This window comes from Oribacterium sp. HCP28S3_H8 (assembly GCF_052064775.1).
Classification (GTDB): Bacteria; Bacillota; Clostridia; order Lachnospirales; family Lachnospiraceae; genus Oribacterium.
Map to the genome: position 1 here is coordinate 85,385 of NZ_JBQHUZ010000009.1, position 19,851 is coordinate 105,235.

Here is a 19,851-nt window from a genome sequence, read left to right on the forward strand (position 1 = left end):
AGATATGTATCCGGAAAAATTTCAGGAATCGATCCGCAAGGTAGAGGCTAAAAGAAAAGAAAATGCTGCCATGGAGCCCGCGCGCATGACAGCGGATGAAAAGGATGCACTGCTCAAGGCATATCATCCGGATTACCGTGAGGATCAGTTTGAAAAGCTTAAAATCGGCGTAAATGCCGGAGACAAGGCACCGCATGAGCTTGCGGATATGCTGCAGGCGCATGCAAGAGTGCATGAGGGGGATGTGGATCTGGAGCATCCGGATTATGAGACAGATGTGCTGATTATCGGCGGTGGCGGTGCCGGCTGCTCGGCTGCGATCGAGGCAGATGAGGCAGGTGCCAGGGTTTTAATCTGCACCAAGCTCCGCCCGGGAGATGCCAACACCATGATGGCAGAGGGCGGTATCCAGGCAGCGGACAAGGAGGGCGACAGCCCGATGCAGCATTTCCTGGATGCCTATGGCGGTGGTCATTTTGCAGCTAAAAAAGAGCTTGTAGCCAAGCTTGTCAATGAAGCGCCGGAGGATATCCAGTGGCTGAATCAGCTGGGTGTGGAATTTGATAAGACCGATGACGGCACGATGATCACGACCCATGGCGGCGGTACGTCACGCAAGAGAATGCATGCCTGCCGTGACTACACCGGGATGGAGATCATGCGGACACTGCGGGATGAGGTTCTGAACCGTAAGATCCCGATCCTTGATTTTACAGCAGCGGTAGAGATCATCAAGGATGAGGAAGGTAAGGCTGCCGGTGCGGTCTTTATCAATATGGAAACGGACGAGCTGATCGTTGTACGTGCCAAGGCAGTGATCTTGGCAACCGGCGGCGCGGGCAGAATGCACTATCAGGGCTTCCCGACCTCCAACCACTACGGCGCAACAGCTGATGGTCTTGTACTTGGCTACCGGGCAGGCGCAAAGCTCCTTTATGAGGACACACTGCAGTACCATCCGACCGGTGCGGCATATCCGGAGCAGATTTTCGGTGCGCTGGTAACAGAGAAGGTAAGAAGTCTTGGCGCAAAGCTTGTGAACTGTGATGGTGAGGTCTTTGTACATCCTTTGGAGACCCGCGATGTGGAAGCGGCTGCCATCATTCGCGAAACCGGAGACCGGGGCAAGGGTGTCGATACGGGGCATGGACAGGCGGTATGGCTTGACAGCCCGATGATCGAGCTGATCAACGGCGAGGGCACCATTGAGGCAAGAATCCCGGCAATGTACCGTATGTTTGAGAAGCGTGGCATCGATATGCGTAAGGAGCCGATCCTGGTATATCCGACCCTGCATTATCAAAACGGTGGTCTGGAGATCGATACAGACTGCATGACAACGGTGGAAAATCTCTATGCAGCCGGTGAAGTGACCGGGGGCGTGCATGGACGCAACCGTCTGATGGGCAACTCGCTCCTGGATGTCATCGTCTTTGGACGTGATGCAGGTAAGGCTGCCGGACAGAAGGTTAAGAACGTAAAGAATGGCAGGCTGACGCTCAGCCATGTAAGTAAATTTGAGGAGTCCTTAAAGGAAGCTGGAATTGAGACAGACAAGGTATCGCCGAAGCTGCTTCCAAATTATCTCAGAGACAGAAATGTTTATGATGGGCCAAAAATTCAGTAAAAAAGGAGCAAACTGATTATGGACAAGAAAACCGGAAGAAAGATTACGATCATTGGAGCAGGCGCGGTAGGCTCTACCATTGCATACTCGTTGTCACAGAGAAGCCACGCTTCCGAAATCGTGCTGATCGATGTTAATATCGCGAGAGCCAAGGGCGAGGCACTGGATATTGTCCAGTCCACAAGCTTCCGTGATCCGATCCGTGTAAAGTATGGAGATTATGAGGAGGCTGCAAATTCGGATATTGTCATTATTACCTCCGGCATCGGCAGAAAGCCGGGACAGACCCGCCTCGAGCTTACCAAGACCAATGTAGGGATTATCAAGGAAATCGCGCCGCAGATCACCAAGGTTGCACCAAATGCGATCTACATCATCGTCAGCAATCCTGTGGATATCCTTACCTATGTGTTTACCAAGGTGTCCGGTATCCCGGAGAACCAGATCATCGGTACTGGTACGATCCTTGACTCTGCGAGACTGAAGTGCATCCTTGCGCAGAAGCTTAACATCGCGCAGAAAAACGTACACTCCTATGTCTTTGGCGAGCACGGCGACACCTCCTTTATCCCATGGTCCACAAGCCGCGTATCCGGTGTGAGCATTGATGAGTACATCAGTCTCGTAAAGCAGAAGGGTATGCCGGTGGAGACCATTGACAAGGATGAGATTTTCCACTATGTACAGAAGTCCGGCGGAGAGATCATCAAGGACAAGGGGGCAACCTTCTATGGCATCGCGGCTTCCGTTATGAATCTTGTCAACATGCTGACCAGTGCGTATGACTCCATCACCTGCTGTTCCACCATGATGCATGGTGAGTATGGTGTGAATGATGTCTGCCTGAGCTGCCTCACAATCATCGGACCTAATGGCGTCCAGGGCAAGATCCCGATGCCGATGACCAATGAGGAAATCGATAAGATGCAGCATTCCGAGAGAGTGCTGAGAGAGATCATTGATGGTCTCGACATCTGATGTGTGTGTTTAAAAGCTTATAGCAGCAGCTTTGCAGCAGCCTATTTCATAGCATTATATCGTAATGTTTTTTTATAAAAGCTCAGATCTGTATCCGCAGACCTGGGCTTTTGGTTTTCCATAGAGACATAATATAAAATTCATTGAAGTTTCCATATGGCTACTCTATAATATTACGTATAAAAAAGGATAAAATCATACATAATTATAAAATTCAACTAAGGCTGTGAGAAATAATGCTGGAATTTACGTTAAATTCACACAGCTATTTTGCTTGCAGTCTTGCATATATATGTGATACATTTTTTTTTACATTCAGGATGGGTTTCGAGGGTTCTGCAGGTGAATCAATCGTCTGCGGCATTATAGTTTATGGAGCAGAGGGAGATGGAAAAATATCAGTTTAATCCGGAGGTGAGGGCATTTCTGGAAGCTATGCCGATTCCGTTTTCAATCTATCAGTATTTGGATCATAAAGCGGTAGCTCTGCTGGTTTCGGATGCTACAGTACGTTTCTTTGGGTATGATACTCGCGAGGAAGCAATGCTGCAGCTTAATACTTTTATGTATCCTGATGCCCACCCGGATGATGTTGCACGCGTTTCCAATATTGCATATCAGTTCTCTACTCAGGGCGGCGTATATGATGCCGTCTATCGTAATAAAAACCGCTATCAGGATAAATACCACATCATCCATGCGACCGGAAAGCATTTTATGGTTGGCGAATGCAGGCTTTCCGTTATTACATACACGGACGAGACAGAAACCATGGATCATAAAGGTGCGGATCAGGGGCAGGAAGCATTTGCAGAAGTCCTGACAGATTATCTGTCAAGACAAGGCACCGCAGCGCGGATCAGCCGCTTTGATGATCTGACGGGGCTGCCCAACATGACGTATTTTCTGCAGTATGCCCAGGAGGGAATTGAAAAAATCCGTGAAGGAGGGCAGACTCCTCTCATCATCTATCTGGATTATAATAATTTAAAAGCCTATAACAATCGATACGGCTTTGCTGGAGGAGATGATCTGATTGTCGGGATGGGGACGATCCTTGCAAGGCAGTTTGGCGCTGCTGCTGTATCACGCTTTGAGAGTGATCATTTTGTGATTTATACAGCAGATTCGGAGTCTGTTGATGCAAAGCTCAAGGAGGTTTTTGCCGAGGTTGCAAAACTCAACTGTGGCAATGCACCAAGCATTAAGGCCGGTATTTATAAATATAAAAATCCGGAGGAGAGTCTGTCACTTGCCTGTGATCGTGCGAGGATAGCATGCAGATCTCAGCGAGGACAGCAGAATTCCAGCTATCTTTTTTTTAATGATGAGCTCCGGCGCAGAGCTTCCATATATGATCACATCCTTAGTAACTTTGAGAAAGCTATGAAGGAAAAGTGGATTCAGGTGTACTATCAGCCGGTGATACGTACCATGACGAGGGCACTCTGTGGCGTGGAGGCATTAGCGAGATGGTTGGACCCAATATATGGTATGCTCACGCCGGGACAGTTTATCCCTGTGCTGGAGGAGAGCGGACTGATTTATAAGCTGGATCTCTACATTTTTGAGGAGGTCTGCAGGAATTACCAGATTCTGACTCAGGTTCAGAAGGATATTGTGCCGGTTTCCGTCAATCTTTCACGTAAGGACTTTGAGCATGAGGATGTGGTGAATCAGATCAAACGGATTGTGCAGAAATATAATGCACCTCGGGAGCTCATAAACATTGAGATTACGGAGAGTGCTTTTGTAGAGGATGTACAGAGGATAGGCAAGGCTGCGGATCAATTGCACCAGCTGGGATTTCAGGTCTGGATGGATGACTTTGGCTCTGGATACTCTTCACTTGGTATTCTTAAGGACTATGCGTTTGATGAAATCAAAATTGATATGAGCTTTCTGTCCTCGTTTTCAGAGAAGTCCAGGATCATCATAGAGTCTGCGATCCGCATGGCTAAAAAGATCGGGATTCAGACACTGGCGGAGGGCGTGGAAACAGAGGAGCAGTACATGTTCTTACGGTCTGTTGGATGTGAAAAGATCCAGGGCTACTACTTTGGACATCCGATGCCGGTAGGTAATATTAATTCATACTGTGCGGAGCATCACATTGCTCAGGAGAGCAGTCAGTGGAAGCCGTATTTCGATGAGCTCGGCAGGATCAATTATATGTCGGATGCTCCGCTTTGTGTGGTAGAGGATGATGGAGAGTTTTTGCATTTGCTTTTTACCAACCAGGCATATGAGGATACACTCAGGAGAGATCATGTACGGTCGGTCCGTGAGTGGGAGCAGAAAATCAATGAGAGGGACAGCCAGCTGCAGGCGTTTCACAGGCAGTTTGCCAATCAGCAGCTTCGGAAGCTTACGGGACCGCAGACGATTGCATATCCTTCCGGAGACCATTATATGCAGCTCACGGCATCGGTTGTGACACATTTCCGCAATCATTATATTTATCAGGTGAGTATCCAGTACATTGAAATCAGCCGCGAGCAGGAGGAACAGCGGCGCACGGACTTACTGGGAAATCTCTACTATATCTGTAATGATATCGCTGCGATAGATTTTAATAATGATACGGTTACGAGCCTGAAATCTTCTCTGTCAGAACAGCCCATGGGACATGGTGCAAGGGAAGCCGGCATTCGCCGGATCTTTAATAGCTGGGACAGGCAGTTTGTCTATCCGCCGGATTGCGAGCGGCTTGCGGCATTTCTGGACGCGGATACGCTCGAGGAGCGGGTGAAGCAGCATAAGGGGCACATGATCTGCGGCAGGTTCCGGAGTAAGACCGCAGGAGGAGATTACAGGTGGTTTCTGCATATAGTACAATTGATTCCTCGTATGGAGCACCAGTTGCTCTATGTGACCATCGATTCGGATCTTACGAATGAGGAGATTGACTATATCCGTCATGGTGGCATGGACGCATATGGGCTTCTGCCGGAAACGAAACAGAGTAAGGAGCAGAGTAAGGAGCAGGTGGAGGCTGCTTTATGGGAGAACCTCATGATGGGAGACATAGGACGCTTTTTCTGGAAAGATCAGAACCGGAGATTTCTGGGGGCGAGCCGCAGCTTCCTGGAGTACTATGGCTTTGCGTCTCAACAGGAAATCCTTGGCAAAACTGATGAGGATCTCGGATGGCATGTCAATCCGGGACCGTTCCGTAAGGATGAGGAACGTGTGATCGAGCAAGGTGAGAGCGTGCATGGCGCTGTTGGAGATTGCATCGTGCGGGGCAGACAGCACACGATCCTTGCGTATAAAAATCCTCTGTACTGTGATGGCAAGATCATCGGACTGCTCGGACGTTTTGTGGATACGGAGGAAGTGATTGAGTCGATGGAGCACAGGAGCCAGTGGGTGACTGTAGATTCCGTGAGTGGACTTTGCAATTCCACGGGGATCGCGGCGACATTTCGTAATTATATCGAGAGTCTGTGGCAAGAGGGCAAATACTTTGCTGTCATGCAGGTGAGAGTGCCGGAATATGCATCCTTTTGTCAGAGATACGGAGAGGAAGCAGGAAATGCACTGCTCGCAAGACTTGGACAGATCCTCTCGGAGATCGCGGGCTGGCATTATGTAGCAGGACGTATCTCCGGCAGTCAGTTTGTTTTATTTATCCAGCAGGAGCCGGAGGAAGCCGTACGGGCACTGGCTGAGAAAATCCGAAATAATATCCAGACTGTCCATAGATTAGATGGCTGGCAGTTTGCCTGCACGGTACATATCACGGCAAGCTTCCTGAATACGGAAAATGCAGGTCCGGATCAGTATTCCAGAATATTGGATGCAATTATGGCAGCTTTGGGTAAAGCGATTGAGCTGTAGGGATGAGGCAAGCACGAATTTTTGCAGAAATGTTGTATAAGAGCAAGGTTAATAGCCTGCCGTAGGTTTTGGACTTACGGCAGGCTTTATTTTTTTGGGATCGTGACTACAGACTGTATTTTCTATACGTCATGATCATAGTTTTTTTATGAAGCAAGCTGATAATAGGATAGAAGCAGAATCAGCGGGAATGCCATGCAAGCAGACTTGTAATACAATATTGGTATGGAAATATAATTATAGTCGGATATATTTCGAAATCACACAATATTTTGCCCTGATATTTGGTACCCATAACAATGAAATAAAATTTTTATGAGGTATAATAGTATTGAAAATAAATTCCTGATAGGCATTACACGGTGGCATCAGCCGGATCACATGGGGGATAGCACAGAGAACTGTTCTGGAGCCGGAGATGCCAAAGATCAAAGCTGCAGGAATCTAACATTATCAGAAGGGAGGTGCGATTTTGAAACTATTTACCATCATGGATGATAAGCCAAGTGAGCATCTTGGTTTATATCATGAGCATGGATTGTCTTTTTATGTGGATACCGGGTCAGAAAAGCTGCTCTTTGATTTCGGATCCGGCAGCCATACAGTGGCGAATGCAGAAAAGCTGGATGTCCCGCTTAAGGACATAAGCTTTGCGATCGGAAGTCATGGCCACTATGATCATGCAGGAGGATATCCTGCCTGTGTGGATGCCGGTTTGAGATGTCCGCTGGTGACAGGCAAGGGCTTTTTTACGGAAAAATATGCGATCGATGATGTCTGCGCTACATATCTTGGTAATGGATTTGATCTTAAGTATCTTACGGAGCATCAGATCCGGCATCTGGAGTGCGACGGTATGCTGAAGCTTTCCGAGGATGCCTATGTACTCAATGCATTTGCAAGAAGCTATGACTTTGAGACGATCCCGGAGCGCTTTGTGCTGCGGCATAATGGCGAATGGGTGCAGGATAATTTTACAGATGAGATCTGTCTTGTCGTAAAGCTCGCGGGAGGCGTGTTTGTGATTGTCGGCTGCAGTCATCCCGGAATCCTCAACATCCTGACGAGTGTTGAGGAGCGGTTCCATATGCCGATTCTCGGTGTGGCAGGCGGCACGCATTTAATGGAAGCAAGCGATGAGAGGATCCGCAGGACACTTACCATCATGGAGGGTTTCGGTATTTCCGTGATTGGCTTTAATCACTGCTCCGGTGACCGGCTGAGAAGCATTGTGGGAGAGTATCCGAAGCTTCACGCGGTGTATCTTGGCGCGGGAGATGGTCTGTTTCTCTGACAGCGGGATAAAAGTGATTCATAAAGGCGCTTTATACAGGCGCTTTATACAGGCGCTTTTATAAAAGCATCTCTGTCATAATCATAGCGTTTCTGCGTAAGGAGCTTCTACAGGAAGGAGCTGAGACGGGACAAGATGACGTATATCGATTCGCATGAATTTGCAGTGCATGCGCAGGAGTTTGTCGAGGCGACCTCGGCGCTTGTGAGCGGCAGAACGATTAACATCATGAATACCGACGGCATTATCATTGCGTCGACGGAACGGGAGCGGATTGGAGATTTCCATCAGGGTGCCAAGGAAGTAGCAGAGACCGGTAAGCCTGTACGGATCGGAAAAGCTGATTTGTATCGTTACCCGGGAGCGCGCGAGGGATATAACCTTCCGATTATCAGTGCCGGCAGAATCATCGGTGTCGTCGGTATGTATGGTGAAGAAGCGGAGATCAGCGATGCGGCAAATCTACTTTGTGTTTATGTGACGCAGTATTTTGAACAGCAGACCCGAACACATCAGAGGGAGCTGGAATACGAAATCCGGGAGCGGCTGCTGGAACTGTATCTACTTGGAGATAAAAACCAGGCAGAGACGATATTTCAGCTGGAGGATGCGATTTCAATCCACCTGCGATACCCTGCCGAGGTCGTCATCATTCGCAGTAAAGAGGCAGAGGGAATCGCCCGCAGCGGGAATGCCAGACCGGAAAGTATTTATGAAATTCTCAGGTCAGAGCGTGAGAACGGAAGGAAGGACATCTTTGGAATAAAGGGAAATGATTTGATTGTTCTGCATGCGCTTCGTGGGCAGGATCGGGAGAAGGATCCGTTTTATGCGGCACTACGGCAGCGAATGCTTACGGAACGGAGTGTACGGATTTCGATAAGCAGCAGCTGCCATAAGCTTGAGGATATCCCCGAGGGCTTTACGGAAGCGATGGAGCTGCTCAGAATTGATAAGGGGCAGTTCTGCGAGATGTATGCGGCGGAGGATCGCTGCAGCTATTATATGTCAAGGCTCATAAAGCACGGCGGTGGGCGGTTTACCGAGGAGCAGTACCGGAAGCTTGCTCAAGCGATGGACTCAAGGCAGCTGCAGCTGCTTCTGGAGACGGCGGCGATGTATTATCACTGTAATCATTCCGTGCAGGAGGCGGCTGCACTACTTCACATCCATAAAAACACATTGCAGTATCGTATGAATCATCTTTATGAGCTTCTGGAACTTGACAATGACGATACGTTTGAACGGGAACTTTTTATCCGGATGCTGATCGTGTGGCATCGGGATAAGCATAATCATAATTAAAGGAGGGAGAGTATGTTTTATTTTATCGTGATTTTAATCGCGGTCATTTTGATGATTCTTGCAATTCAGAAATTTAATATGCATCCATTCATCGTAATGACGATCATCTCTGTGCTGGTCGGGTTGGTCTGCGGGATCCCGACGGAGGATGTCATCAGTACAGTCAAAAGTGGTTTTGGCAGTATCATGGGGAACATTGGTATTGTCATCCTCTGCGGTACCATCATCGGTACGATCCTGGAAAAAACCGGTGCTGCGCTTACGATGGCCAACACGATCCTGAAGCTGGTTGGTAAAAAGAGAAGTGTGCTGACCATGGCAATCACGGGATATATCACAGGTATCCCGGTGTTCTGTGATTCCGGTTTTGTCATTTTGAGTCCGATTTCCAGAGCCCTTGCATCACAGTCCAATGTATCGCTTGCGGTGATGGCAACGGCGCTGTCCGGTGGTCTGTATGCCACCCACTGTCTGGTACCTCCGACACCCGGACCGATCGCCATGGCAGGTACGCTCAATGCGGATCTGGGACTTACAATCCTGGTAGGGCTTGTGGTTTCGATACCGGCGACATTTTCCGCATATATGTATGCAAAGCATGTTTCCAGCAAGATTGATATCCCCGCCAATCCGGAATATACCGTTGAGGAGTTAGTCGAGAAATATGGGCATCTGCCAAGTGCACTGCACAGCTTTGCGCCGATTCTACTGCCGATCGTGCTCATCGCGTTAAAGTCTGTTGGAGATTTTCCAAGTGCCCCGTTTGGTTCCGGTGTCTTTAAAAACTTTGTTTCCTTTATCGGTAACCCGGTTATTGCGCTGCTGCTTGGTGTCTTTATTGCAATGACACTTGTTCCGAAGTCGGAAACCAAAAATACGCTGAAGTGGGTGACGGAGGGTGTTACCAACTCGGCGGGTATCCTCGCAATTACTGGTGCAGGCGGCTCCTTCGGTGCCATCATTCAGAAGCTCCCGATTGCGGATGCACTGAGTGCTTCACTGCTTGGCCTTGGTGCCGGTGTGTTCCTGCCGTTTATCATTGCAGCACTTCTGAAGTGCGCGATGGGCGCATCTACCGTGGCAATGATTACGACATCCGCTATGATCGCTCCGATGATGGAGTCACTTGGCTTTACATCTCCGATTGCCCGGGTGCTCGTGATTATGGCGATCGGTGCGGGCTCCATGACCGTATCTCATGCCAATGACTCGTACTTCTGGGTTGTGTCCCAGTTCTCGGACATGAATACTTCTCAGGCATATCGCTGCCAGACCGGTATGACCGGCGTGATGGGTATCACAACAATTATTGTGGTATTTATTCTGTCGCTGATCTTTGTGTGATGCGTTAGTATAGCAGGCTGCATGTGCATTTGGTGTGAGCAATTTGTATAAATGTTTTATATCAACTGGTTTGGTATGATTTTTGCAAAATGAATTTATAATAGGATAACAAAAGCCTGCCGTAGGGGCTGAACCTTATGGCAGGCTATATTTATGCTTTAAAAGCTTACTTTCCAAAGACCTGGTCGCAGAAGCGGACGGTGGTCATGGCATCCTTGCCATAGCAGTCCGCGCCGATCTGGTCGGCGTACTCCTGGGTCATGACAGCGCCGCCGACCACAATCTTGGTGTCCGGCTTTTTTTCTCTTAGCTGTCGTATGGTCTCCTCCATATTGACAACGGTTGTCGTCATCAGTGCGGAGAGACCGACAACAGGGACATTTTCCCGGATTGCAGTCTCGACAATCCGCTCTGGCGGCACATCCCGTCCGAGATCCAATACCTCGTATCCGTAATTTTCCAGCAGGACCTTGACGATGTTTTTGCCAATATCATGGATATCTCCCTTAACAGTCGCAAGGATTACCTTGCCTTTCAGAACCCTGGGGCTTCCGCTCATTGCATCCCGGATTACTTCAAACGATGCCTGCGCGGCTTCGGCAGCCATAAGAAGCTGTGGTAAAAACAGTGTTCCCTGTTCAAAACCCTTTCCGACCACATCGAGTGCTGGAATCAGGTTTTCATTTACGACATCCAGAGGTGCCTGGTTTTTTAATGCCTTGCGGGTTTCCTCGGCGGCTTTGCCCGCAACACCCCGGCGGATGGCTTCAAAGAGCGGACGATCGGCGGCATCCTTTGCGGCGCCTGCGAATGTTTTGGCTCCGGAGGCATTCGCATTTCCCGATGCGGCTTCGTTACCACCAGCGGTTCCGTTATCAGCGGCTGACCCGTTTCCGGCATTTCCGTGACCGGCTCCTGTTTCATTACCGGCAAGTCCGGAAGGTACCGCTTTCAATGCCTGCTCTGCGGCGGCTTCCCTTGCAAGATCTGCTGCGTAGAGCTCACGGGTCTTTTTAAATTCGGCATAGGCTCCGATAAATCCCTGGAAATTACTGTCCTTGCCGGTCAGTGCAAGATATGCCCGGAAGGCACGCATCATCGGCGCGCTGTTGGGATTGATGATGGCACAGGAGAGACCTGCTTGCATGGCCATGGTAAAGAATGCGGAATTCAGGATTTCACGGGCAGGCAGACCGAAGCTTATGTTAGAAACCCCGAGGATCGAATGTCCTCCCAGCTCATCCCGGACTCTGCGGATGGTTTCCAGTGTCACATTGGCAGAAGCCGGATCCGAAGAGACGGTCATGGCAAGCCCATCGATGATGATATCCTCTTTTGGGATTCCATATTTCTCAGCCTCTGTATAGATTTTCTTTGCGGCAGCGATACGACCTTCTGCAGTCGGTGCGATGCCGTTCTCATCCAGAGCAAGTCCCACCACAACGCCGCCATATTTCCGGACCAGCGGAAATACCATCTCGCAGCTTTCCTTTTTGGCATTTACCGAGTTGATCATCGCCTTGCCGTTATAGAGCCGGAGTGCCCGCTCCATCGCCTCCGGATTGGAGGTATCGATCTGCAGGGGCAGGGCTGTGACGGACTGCAGACTCTTTACGACCTGCGTCATCATTGACGGTTCGTCAATCCCCGGGAGACCAACATTCACATCCAGAACATCCGCGCCGGCATCCTCCTGCGCGAGACCCTGTGACAGGATATAGTCAATATCTCCTGTTTTGAGTGCTTCCTTGAAGCGCTTTTTACCGGTCGGGTTGATCCGCTCGCCGATGATGACGGGACGCGGACCGATTTCCACACAGCGGGAAAACGAGGAGATCACGGTGCGGTGCTTCCGCTCGATGGGGCGGAAGGGAAGGCGTGAGACCTTATCCCGGACCTTTTGGATATACTCGGGGGTTGTGCCGCAGCAGCCGCCGATTCCCTGAATGCCTAAGCTCGCAAGCTCTACCGCGATATCGGAAAAAAGCTCACTGTCCACATCGTAGACGGTCTTTCCGTTTACGGAGCGGGGGATGCCGGCGTTAGGATTAATGATGATAGGTGTCGAGGAGCATTTGGTAAAACGCTCGGCGATCGGCAGCATTTCCTTAGGTCCGAGGGAACAGTTTACGCCCAGAGCATCCACCCTCAGTCCTTCAAGCATTGCCGTGATGGATTCCGGCGTGCCGCCGGTCAGCATTTTGCCCTTCTCGTCAAATACCACTGTGGCAAAAACCGGCAGGTCGCAGGCTTCCTTTGCCGCGAGGACTGCTGCCTTAGCCTCGTAGGAATCATTCATTGTTTCGATCAGCACAAGATCCGCTCCGGCAGAGGCGCCGATGGAGATCACTTCCTTATAGAGAGATACCGTTTCCTCAAAGGGCAGATCTCCCAGGGGCTCCAGCAGCTTCCCGGTGGGTCCGATATCCAGCGCGATATAGGCATCGGACTCCCGTCCCGCGCGTTTCCGTGCTTCTGTGGCATTTTCCACAGCAGCACGGACGATTGCTTCCAGATTGTCGGGGAAGCGCAGACGGTTTGCACCGAAGGTATTGGTATTAAAAACGGTGCATCCGGCATTGAGATAACCGAGATGCAGGGAGATAACCTCCTCCCGGTGCGTGAGATTCCAGGTTTCCGGCAGTTCGCCCGGCGTAAGCCCCATGGACTGCAGGACAGAACCGGTGCCTCCGTCAAAAAATATCCATTCGTGATTTAAACGATCAAGTATTGACATGGAATCCTCCTATAACATGTAAAGGCTAAAGAGTATCGGTTAGTCATGACGGAAAGCGCAGTCGGTGCTGTCGCAGGTGGAGCAGTCCTTCAAATGGTTTTTCTGCGGTTCCCTGGTGATGCCGATGATGGCTGTGACCGATTTGGACGGCGCCATGACAAGCGAACGTGTGAGGTGCAATCCGATCTCGCGCTCTGCATCGAGCACGGCAATGATTTCCGGCTGCAGTGTCAGGGGCAGGTCACCATACCCGGGCGAGAATCGTGGCCGGAGATAGAGTCCCTCCCGGAGTACTGCTTCCCGCAGATTTCCGTTTATGATATCACAATACGACTCAATCATCTCGGCGCCGGCTGCCTGGTAAATTACAGATTCTGTGATGCTTCCGATGCTTGCCCGTCGGATCAGAAGGTCCACGCCCGGTCCGATGGTAGCTGCCATGAGAAACGCTTCCCGGCATCCCATAAGATTTTTGTAAAGCGCCTGGCTTTCCATGCTTATGCCACCGATCTCGAGGGTGCCCTCGCCTGCAACATGCAGAGGAAAGCGCTTCCAGATGGCGCGGGGCGTGGAGATCTCCTGCAACGCACATTCGCAGTGCGATATTTTGTCCATGAGCAGTGAATCCGTGGATTCCGGATCAGAGCTCCCGCGAGATCCCATGTACCGGAGTACCTCTCGTGTACGGATGGGGATAGGTTTGTCATATTGTTTCTGCATGGTTTGTCCTGTTGATGTTCATATAAAATATGTCAGTATTTATATAGTATATTTGCCGGGGCGGTCATATATGCAGGAAGTAGATATATATGCCGGGAGGGCACAGATCCAGTGTGATGCTCAGATAAGATGTGCGAGGGCCTGTTGGATCCCAGCGGCAACCTCCGGTTTATTCATAGAGTAGACATGGATATGTGTGCAGTCATTGGCAAGCAGATCCACAATCTGCTCCGCCGCATAGATGATGCCGGCCTGCTGCATAGCCTTGGGATCATCCCCAAATTTATCCACGATGGAGCGGAACCGGTTGGGGATGGTGGTGCCGGAGAGGGATACGGAGCGCTCGACCTGCTTTCGGTTTGTGATCGGCATGATCCCTGCAAGCACCGGAACATTGACACCGTGCTCTCTTAAGCGGTACAGATAATTGTAGTAGACAGAGTTGTCAAAAAACATCTGCGTGGTCAGGAACTGGCAGCCGGCATCTACCTTTTCACGGATGTGCTCGATGTCCTCGTTTTTATGTGCGCACTCCACATGACCGTCCGGATAGCAGGCGCCTCCGATGCAGATCTCCGGGTCGATTTCACGGATATCGCGGATCAGCTCGCAAGCATAGTGATAATCGTGCGCTGGCGCGCCATCCTTTGGGATGTCTCCGCGAAGTGCCATGATGTTTTCAAAGCCAAGCTCATGGTAGCGCTGGATCATGCTGCGTACATGCTCTCTGGTACTGGAAATGCAGGTGAGATGCGGGAGCACGGTCACCTGATATTTGTCACTGATGTTTTTGGCAATGTGCAGAGTGTACTCCGAGGTTCCGCCGCCAGCACCATAGGTTACAGACATAAAGCTCGGCTTCAGTGCGGCGATCTTTTCTGTTGCGGCGACAACGGAATCAAAATTACTGTCTTTTTTAGGCGGAAAGACTTCAAAGGACAAGGTGGCTTTCTGCTGCGCGAGGATATCAATGACTTTCATGCTTGACTCACTTTCTATGGTAGTATATAGATATTAAAATATTTTATCATGTTTTTGGCTGGGCTTGAAACAGATATTTCTTATAGTTGGTTATAGATTTTGATACGGGATTCCGGGCGTAAGACGGAGGATGGGGGATCGGATGATTGCGATCATTGCAGCGTATGCAGACCATAGAGTGATTGGATATCAGGGGAGGATTCCATGGCACATTTCCGAGGACTTCCGACATTTCCGGGAGATCACTGCCGGAGGTACCGTGATCATGGGACGCAAGACCTATGAGAGCATTGGACATCCGCTCCCGGGTAGAGAAAATATCATTGTTTCCAGGAGCCTGAGTGAAGCTCTCATACGAGAGGAGTCTGCAAAAGCGCTTGTGGCAGCATCTCTGGGGGAGTCTGTAGATGCTTCTGTAAGGACTTCTGCACAGGCTTCCGTCGCTGCGGCTCCAGCGGAGACGGACATTCGCTTTGCGAGGAACCTTCCGGAAGCACTTGACTTAGCCACGAGAAACAGGATTTTCATCATTGGAGGAGAGAGTCTGTACCGGGAGGGGCTTGCTTATGCAGACACACTGTACCTTACGGAAATTGATGGAAGCTTCCCGGGGGATAAGCATTTCCCGGAGCTGCCGGAAGGAGAGTTCCAACTGATTTCATCGGGGCAGCATAAGGTGAATAAGGCGGAAAAGGTGGAGAGGGCGGAACAAGTAGAGAGGGTGAAACAAGCAGAAAAAGCAGAAAGAGAGTTGACATTCCGCTTTTTGGAGTATCGCAGGTTAGAAGCATCGGATAAATCATCCGAAACGGGAGGATCAAAGCGCGATGGATGAAACATCCCCCATGGAAGCACTCACTGACATTCATTCTTGACAGAAATTTTCTGGCTGATATAAACAATGTAAGGAAAGTAAACTCTGCAGCGGACGACAAGATTTGCGTGGCGAGATTGAGGAATTTGGATTTATTTTCCATGCGCACTATAGTTATAGGAAGGTAGGACATGCCAATGCCAGGACATATGGAATATATAGAACATATAGAACATGCAGACTCCACAGGATTCATAAAAGATACAGAATGTACTGGACAGATAGGACATTCAGAAAAGTCAGAATATACATTAGCGCAGGTATGGGAGCGACTTAAGGCAGGAAATGAGCGATATATTGCAGCGAGAAAAAACGATGGGGATATTTCTCCGGAGCGGCGGAAAGATACAGCAGCGCATGGGCAGCATCCGTATGCGGTTGTAATTGCATGCGCGGATTCCAGAGTGATTCCCGAGGATATTTTCCTTTGTGGTATCGGCGAGCTCTTTACGATCCGGGTGGCTGGCAATATCATTTCCGATCAGCAGCTTGGCAGTGTCGAGTATGCATTACGGCATCTGGGCTGTCCGCTTACACTGGTGCTGGGGCATACGCACTGCGGTGCAGTGGGAGCGGCGATCCTTGGTCATGGCGACGGATATATCAGGAGTATCACAGATGAAATTCATGCAGCCATTGGTGCGGAAATAGATGATGTAGAGGCAAGCAGGAAAAATGCCGAGTATAGTGCCGAGAAGATCCGGCAGGCACTTGCCCTGGATCCTGCGCTTAAGGGCTTCACTGTGGCAAGTGCGGTGTATGATGTGGAGACCGGAGAAGTGCTGTGGTGAGGTGCAATTTCGGATAACCTTCAGAAATATAGGAAATACCTTAAAATTAAAAGCGTGTCGGATGAAACATCCTCTATTGAAGATAAAATTGAGAGGGGGATGCTGGCTAGCCGAGGATGTCTCAGTAATAAATAAGCCCGTGACTTTTGGTCACGGGCTTTAAGCATTTCCATATAGGATTACCAGATTGTCATCAGCGGGCAGCGATCAAAACTTCCGGCATGCGGTCGATGATCAACGTGCAACGGCTGCAGCAGTTTCTGCCTGCTTTGCAGACTGATGGTTAAAGAAACCAGCCAGGAGTGCGCCGGAGATGTTGTGCCATACAGAGAAGACAGCACCTGGGATAGTAGCTAACGGATACTGTGCGAAGTGTGTTGCAGCGAGGCTTGTAGCAAGACCGGAGTTCTGCATTCCGACCTCGATGGAAATTGCACGGCACTTTGTTGTATCCAGACCCAGAACCTTGGCAACCGCATAGCCGGTAAGATAGCCAAGCAGGTTATGACAGATGACAACGGCAAGGATCAGAAGACCGGAGGTCATGATTCTCGCTGAGTTTACGGAAACAACTGCGCCAACGATCAGAACAATAGCGGTTGTGGATACAAGAGGCAGTGCTTTTGCAGCCTTCTGCGTAAATTCGCCAAAGAAGTGATTTGCGACAAGACCAAGTACGATCGGGAATAAAACAACCTTAACGACAGACAGGAACATGGCAACAACATTGATATCGACGGTCTGTCCTGCGTACAGCAGAGTCAGGAGCGGAGTCATGACCGGTGCGAGGAGAGTAGATACGGCTGTCATGGAAACGGACAGTGGAACATCACCGTGAGAAAGATAGGTCATAACGTTAGAGGATGTACCGCCCGGGCAGGTGCCAACAAGGATAACGCCGACAGCAAGCTCCGGAGACAGGCGGAAAAGCTTGGTCAGCAGAAATGCGAGCAGCGGCATCAGCGTGAACTGGCAGACAGCACCGAGGATTACATCCTTTGGTCTTTTAAATACTTCAGCAAAGTCAGACGCCTTAAGCGTAAGACCCATACCAAACATTACGACGCCAAGCAGTGTGTTGATCCAGCTGGTTTTAATCCAGGAGCAGGTGGCAGGCGCAAAAAGAGCCAGAGCGGCAACTACCAGGACGATCAAAGCCATCCATTTGCCGACGAAGTTACTTACTTTTTCCAGTGTTTTCATTGTAGACCTCCTCATAATGAGTATGGAATGCATCTGCCTGAGCTTGGACATTCCAAAATGAAAAATATAAACGGGCCGGTTACAAAAAAAGCCTTTGTCCTTTCCTGCCATAGATCTGACAGGAAGAGACAAAGGCTGAAATTCCTCTGCGGTACCACTCTTCTTACTACTCCGTTTCCGAAGCAGTCACTTAGCCGCATCAAACAATGCGTGATCTATGATAACGGTGATCCTCCGTCGACGATTACTTGTTTTTGATAACGTTTACCATCGAAGCTCAGAGATGATGTATCCGAAAGTCCTGTACTGCCTCGCACCAAACGGCAGCTCTCTGTAACATTCGTTTCCGGTCGTGTTCTCTTCATAGCCGGTCTGTTTTTTTATGAGCCTTATTCTAGTCCGCCATAGTTCATTTCGCAAGCTCAAAATTTCCCAAAATGCACAGAGAAATTTATAAAAATTTTAGAAATTTACACAAGGGACGCAGGATTTCAACGCAGCAGCTTTTTGGATTTCAATCATTCTTTAAGGAAATTATGCTAAAATAAGCTCGACATATCGGTTGAAATCATTTTAGAGAGCATTCTTATGAAAATTCTGCTAGTATTGTATGCCAGAAGCTTAACATCATAAGATTTTCCACCAGCCGGGAGGTGATCAGGCGTGAGATGATATAGGATTGTCCCCGGCTTTGTGTATTTCCTGCTCTACCTGCCGCATGACAAAGATATAGGCAATCGCGGTTAAGATACCGGCACCAAGCCATGCGGCGGGATCACAGAAGACTGCCATCGGGTAGCTCATGAAATGCATGGCCAGTACCGCCACAAGAAGACGCGCAAAAAACTCTACTACGCCGCCCATCATCGGCAGAAAGCCGTGACCGCAGCCTTGCATGGCATTACGGAAAACAAAAATCAGGCTTAGTGGAATATAAAACAGTACCGCGATATGTACATAGGTGCTGGCCCAGGGCATCATTTCCGCGATCATTGCGCTATCCTCTGCATTTCCAAAAAACATCCCTATCACCGGACGCAGCAAAAGGACACAGAGCACCGCCGCCAGGACCGAGTACACAAGCTCGATGATTACTGCGGCACGCACGCCCTGATGCAGTCTCTTGCTGTCTCCAAAACCATAATTCTGTCCGCTGTAGGTGGCCAATGCCTGCCCCATGGCGGGCATTTCCTGCGTCATGACACTGTGCAGCTTGTTGGCAGCAGTATAAGCAGCGACTGCCGTGGAGCCAAAGAGGTTGATCGCAGACTGCATAATCATGGTGCCGGATGCCGTGATTGCAAACTGCAGCGCCATCGGTATGCCGACAGCCATCTGCTGGGTGGTATCGGAGGAGTTGATGCGCCAGGTTCCACGCTCCGGCCAGAGCACCTGTGCTTTGGTGCGAATGTAAACGAGGCAGAGTACCGCGGAGATGCCTTGTGACAGATTTGTCGCGATGGCAGCTCCTGCAACCCCCATTTTGCCTACAATAATAAACAGAAGATCCAGTCCCACGTTGAGGCAGGCACTGAAGATCAGAAAATAGAGGGGCACACGGCTGTTACCGATGGCACGGATAAAAGCCGAAAAAAGATTATAGTATACGGCAAAAATCGTGCCAAGACAGATGATCTCAATATAAGTAAACGCATCCTCAAAGATATTGTCAGGGGTATGCATCAGGTGAAGCAGTGGACGCATAGATGCCACAGAGAGGATGGTCACACCGATGGAAACGAGCAGCGCCAGCAGGATGCCATTCGCAACAGAACGCTTGACCCTGGGATAGTTTTCTGCGCCAAAGGCCTGTGAAGTCAGCACGGTAAAGCCAGTGCATAATCCCTGCGCAAATCCCAGTACAAGAAACATAATATTGCCTGTGGCACCAACGGCAGCGAGGGCGTCTGCACCGACAAAACGACCGACGATAATTGTATCCGCCATATTGTACAGCTGCTGGAAAACATTTCCAATAAAAAGCGGGATCATAAACTTAAGAATCAGCGGGAACGGATTTCCCTTTGTCATGCTTGTCTGCATTCACCACTCCTGTAAATTTCTAAAAGAATCAACCTTGCATTTCATAATTTTCTATGTATCGGAGGCATTATACGCGCTTCTGGTGAAATTTAAAAGGCTTTTTGCAATAGT

At 49.6% G+C, this 19,851-nt stretch carries 13 protein-coding genes and 1 other annotated feature; of the genes, 8 read left to right on the forward strand and 5 right to left on the reverse strand.

Annotated elements, in window-relative coordinates:
* Positions 1-4: 4 nt before the first annotated feature.
* The 6 genes from ACTNEN_RS11155 to ACTNEN_RS11180 all read left to right on the forward strand — a co-directional run bounded on the left by ACTNEN_RS11155 (position 5) and on the right by ACTNEN_RS11180 (position 10,391).
* Complete coding sequence (locus ACTNEN_RS11155) at positions 5-1,627, forward strand: FAD-dependent oxidoreductase (protein ID WP_441206522.1); 1,623 nt, start codon at positions 5-7, stop codon at positions 1,625-1,627.
* A gap of 18 nt (positions 1,628-1,645) precedes the next feature.
* Positions 1,646-2,605: an L-lactate dehydrogenase gene (locus tag ACTNEN_RS11160; protein ID WP_441206524.1), complete on the forward strand. Its 960-nt coding sequence runs from the start codon at positions 1,646-1,648 to the stop codon at positions 2,603-2,605.
* A gap of 387 nt (positions 2,606-2,992) precedes the next feature.
* Positions 2,993-6,448, forward strand: a complete 3,456-nt coding sequence (locus ACTNEN_RS11165) for an EAL domain-containing protein (RefSeq protein WP_441206525.1) — start codon at positions 2,993-2,995, stop codon at positions 6,446-6,448.
* A 490-nt stretch (positions 6,449-6,938) separates the two neighbouring features.
* On the forward strand, positions 6,939-7,742 hold the full coding sequence (locus tag ACTNEN_RS11170; protein WP_441206562.1) for an MBL fold metallo-hydrolase: 804 nt from the start codon (positions 6,939-6,941) through the stop codon (positions 7,740-7,742).
* 135 nt (positions 7,743-7,877) lie between these two features.
* Positions 7,878-9,047 carry a CdaR family transcriptional regulator gene (locus tag ACTNEN_RS11175; RefSeq protein ID WP_441206526.1) on the forward strand — a complete coding sequence of 390 codons (1,170 nt, stop codon included), beginning with the start codon at positions 7,878-7,880 and terminating at the stop codon, positions 9,045-9,047.
* A 12-nt stretch (positions 9,048-9,059) separates the two neighbouring features.
* The gene (locus ACTNEN_RS11180; protein ID WP_441206527.1) at positions 9,060-10,391 is read left to right on the forward strand and encodes a GntP family permease; all 1,332 of its coding nucleotides are present in this window, start codon (positions 9,060-9,062) and stop codon (positions 10,389-10,391) included.
* Positions 10,392-10,557: 166 nt separating this feature from the next.
* Here the strand turns inward: ACTNEN_RS11180 and ACTNEN_RS11185 are convergent, their stop codons facing one another.
* The 3 genes from ACTNEN_RS11185 to metF all read right to left on the reverse strand — a co-directional run bounded on the left by ACTNEN_RS11185 (position 10,558) and on the right by metF (position 14,829).
* A complete protein-coding gene (locus tag ACTNEN_RS11185) occupies positions 10,558-13,128 on the reverse strand; it encodes a homocysteine S-methyltransferase family protein (RefSeq protein WP_441206529.1) in 2,571 nt (856 codons plus the stop codon).
* A 39-nt stretch (positions 13,129-13,167) separates the two neighbouring features.
* Entirely contained in the window at positions 13,168-13,848 is a 681-nt protein-coding gene (locus tag ACTNEN_RS11190) for a vitamin B12 dependent-methionine synthase activation domain-containing protein (RefSeq protein WP_441206530.1), read from the reverse strand.
* Positions 13,849-13,968: 120 nt separating this feature from the next.
* The gene (metF, locus tag ACTNEN_RS11195; RefSeq protein WP_441206531.1) at positions 13,969-14,829 is read right to left on the reverse strand and encodes a methylenetetrahydrofolate reductase [NAD(P)H]; all 861 of its coding nucleotides are present in this window, start codon (positions 14,827-14,829) and stop codon (positions 13,969-13,971) included.
* A 142-nt stretch (positions 14,830-14,971) separates the two neighbouring features.
* Between metF and ACTNEN_RS11200 the strand changes: the two genes are divergently transcribed.
* Together ACTNEN_RS11200 and ACTNEN_RS11205 are read left to right on the forward strand one after the other, a co-directional pair.
* Positions 14,972-15,664 (forward strand): dihydrofolate reductase, encoded by a 693-nt coding sequence (locus ACTNEN_RS11200; RefSeq protein WP_441206533.1) that lies wholly within the window; start codon positions 14,972-14,974, stop codon positions 15,662-15,664.
* A gap of 170 nt (positions 15,665-15,834) precedes the next feature.
* The gene (locus tag ACTNEN_RS11205; RefSeq protein ID WP_441206534.1) at positions 15,835-16,494 is read left to right on the forward strand and encodes a carbonic anhydrase; all 660 of its coding nucleotides are present in this window, start codon (positions 15,835-15,837) and stop codon (positions 16,492-16,494) included.
* 234 nt (positions 16,495-16,728) lie between these two features.
* On the opposite strand, the gene ACTNEN_RS11210 is transcribed toward ACTNEN_RS11205, so the two are convergent.
* Positions 16,729-17,697, reverse strand: a complete 969-nt coding sequence (locus ACTNEN_RS11210) for a bile acid:sodium symporter family protein (protein WP_441206535.1) — start codon at positions 17,695-17,697, stop codon at positions 16,729-16,731.
* Positions 17,698-17,818: 121 nt separating this feature from the next.
* Positions 17,819-18,071: a binding site (T-box leader), on the reverse strand.
* Between the two features lie 283 nt (positions 18,072-18,354).
* The gene (locus ACTNEN_RS11215) at positions 18,355-19,740 is read right to left on the reverse strand and encodes an MATE family efflux transporter (RefSeq protein WP_441206537.1); all 1,386 of its coding nucleotides are present in this window, start codon (positions 19,738-19,740) and stop codon (positions 18,355-18,357) included.
* Between the last annotated feature and the right edge of the window lie 111 nt (positions 19,741-19,851).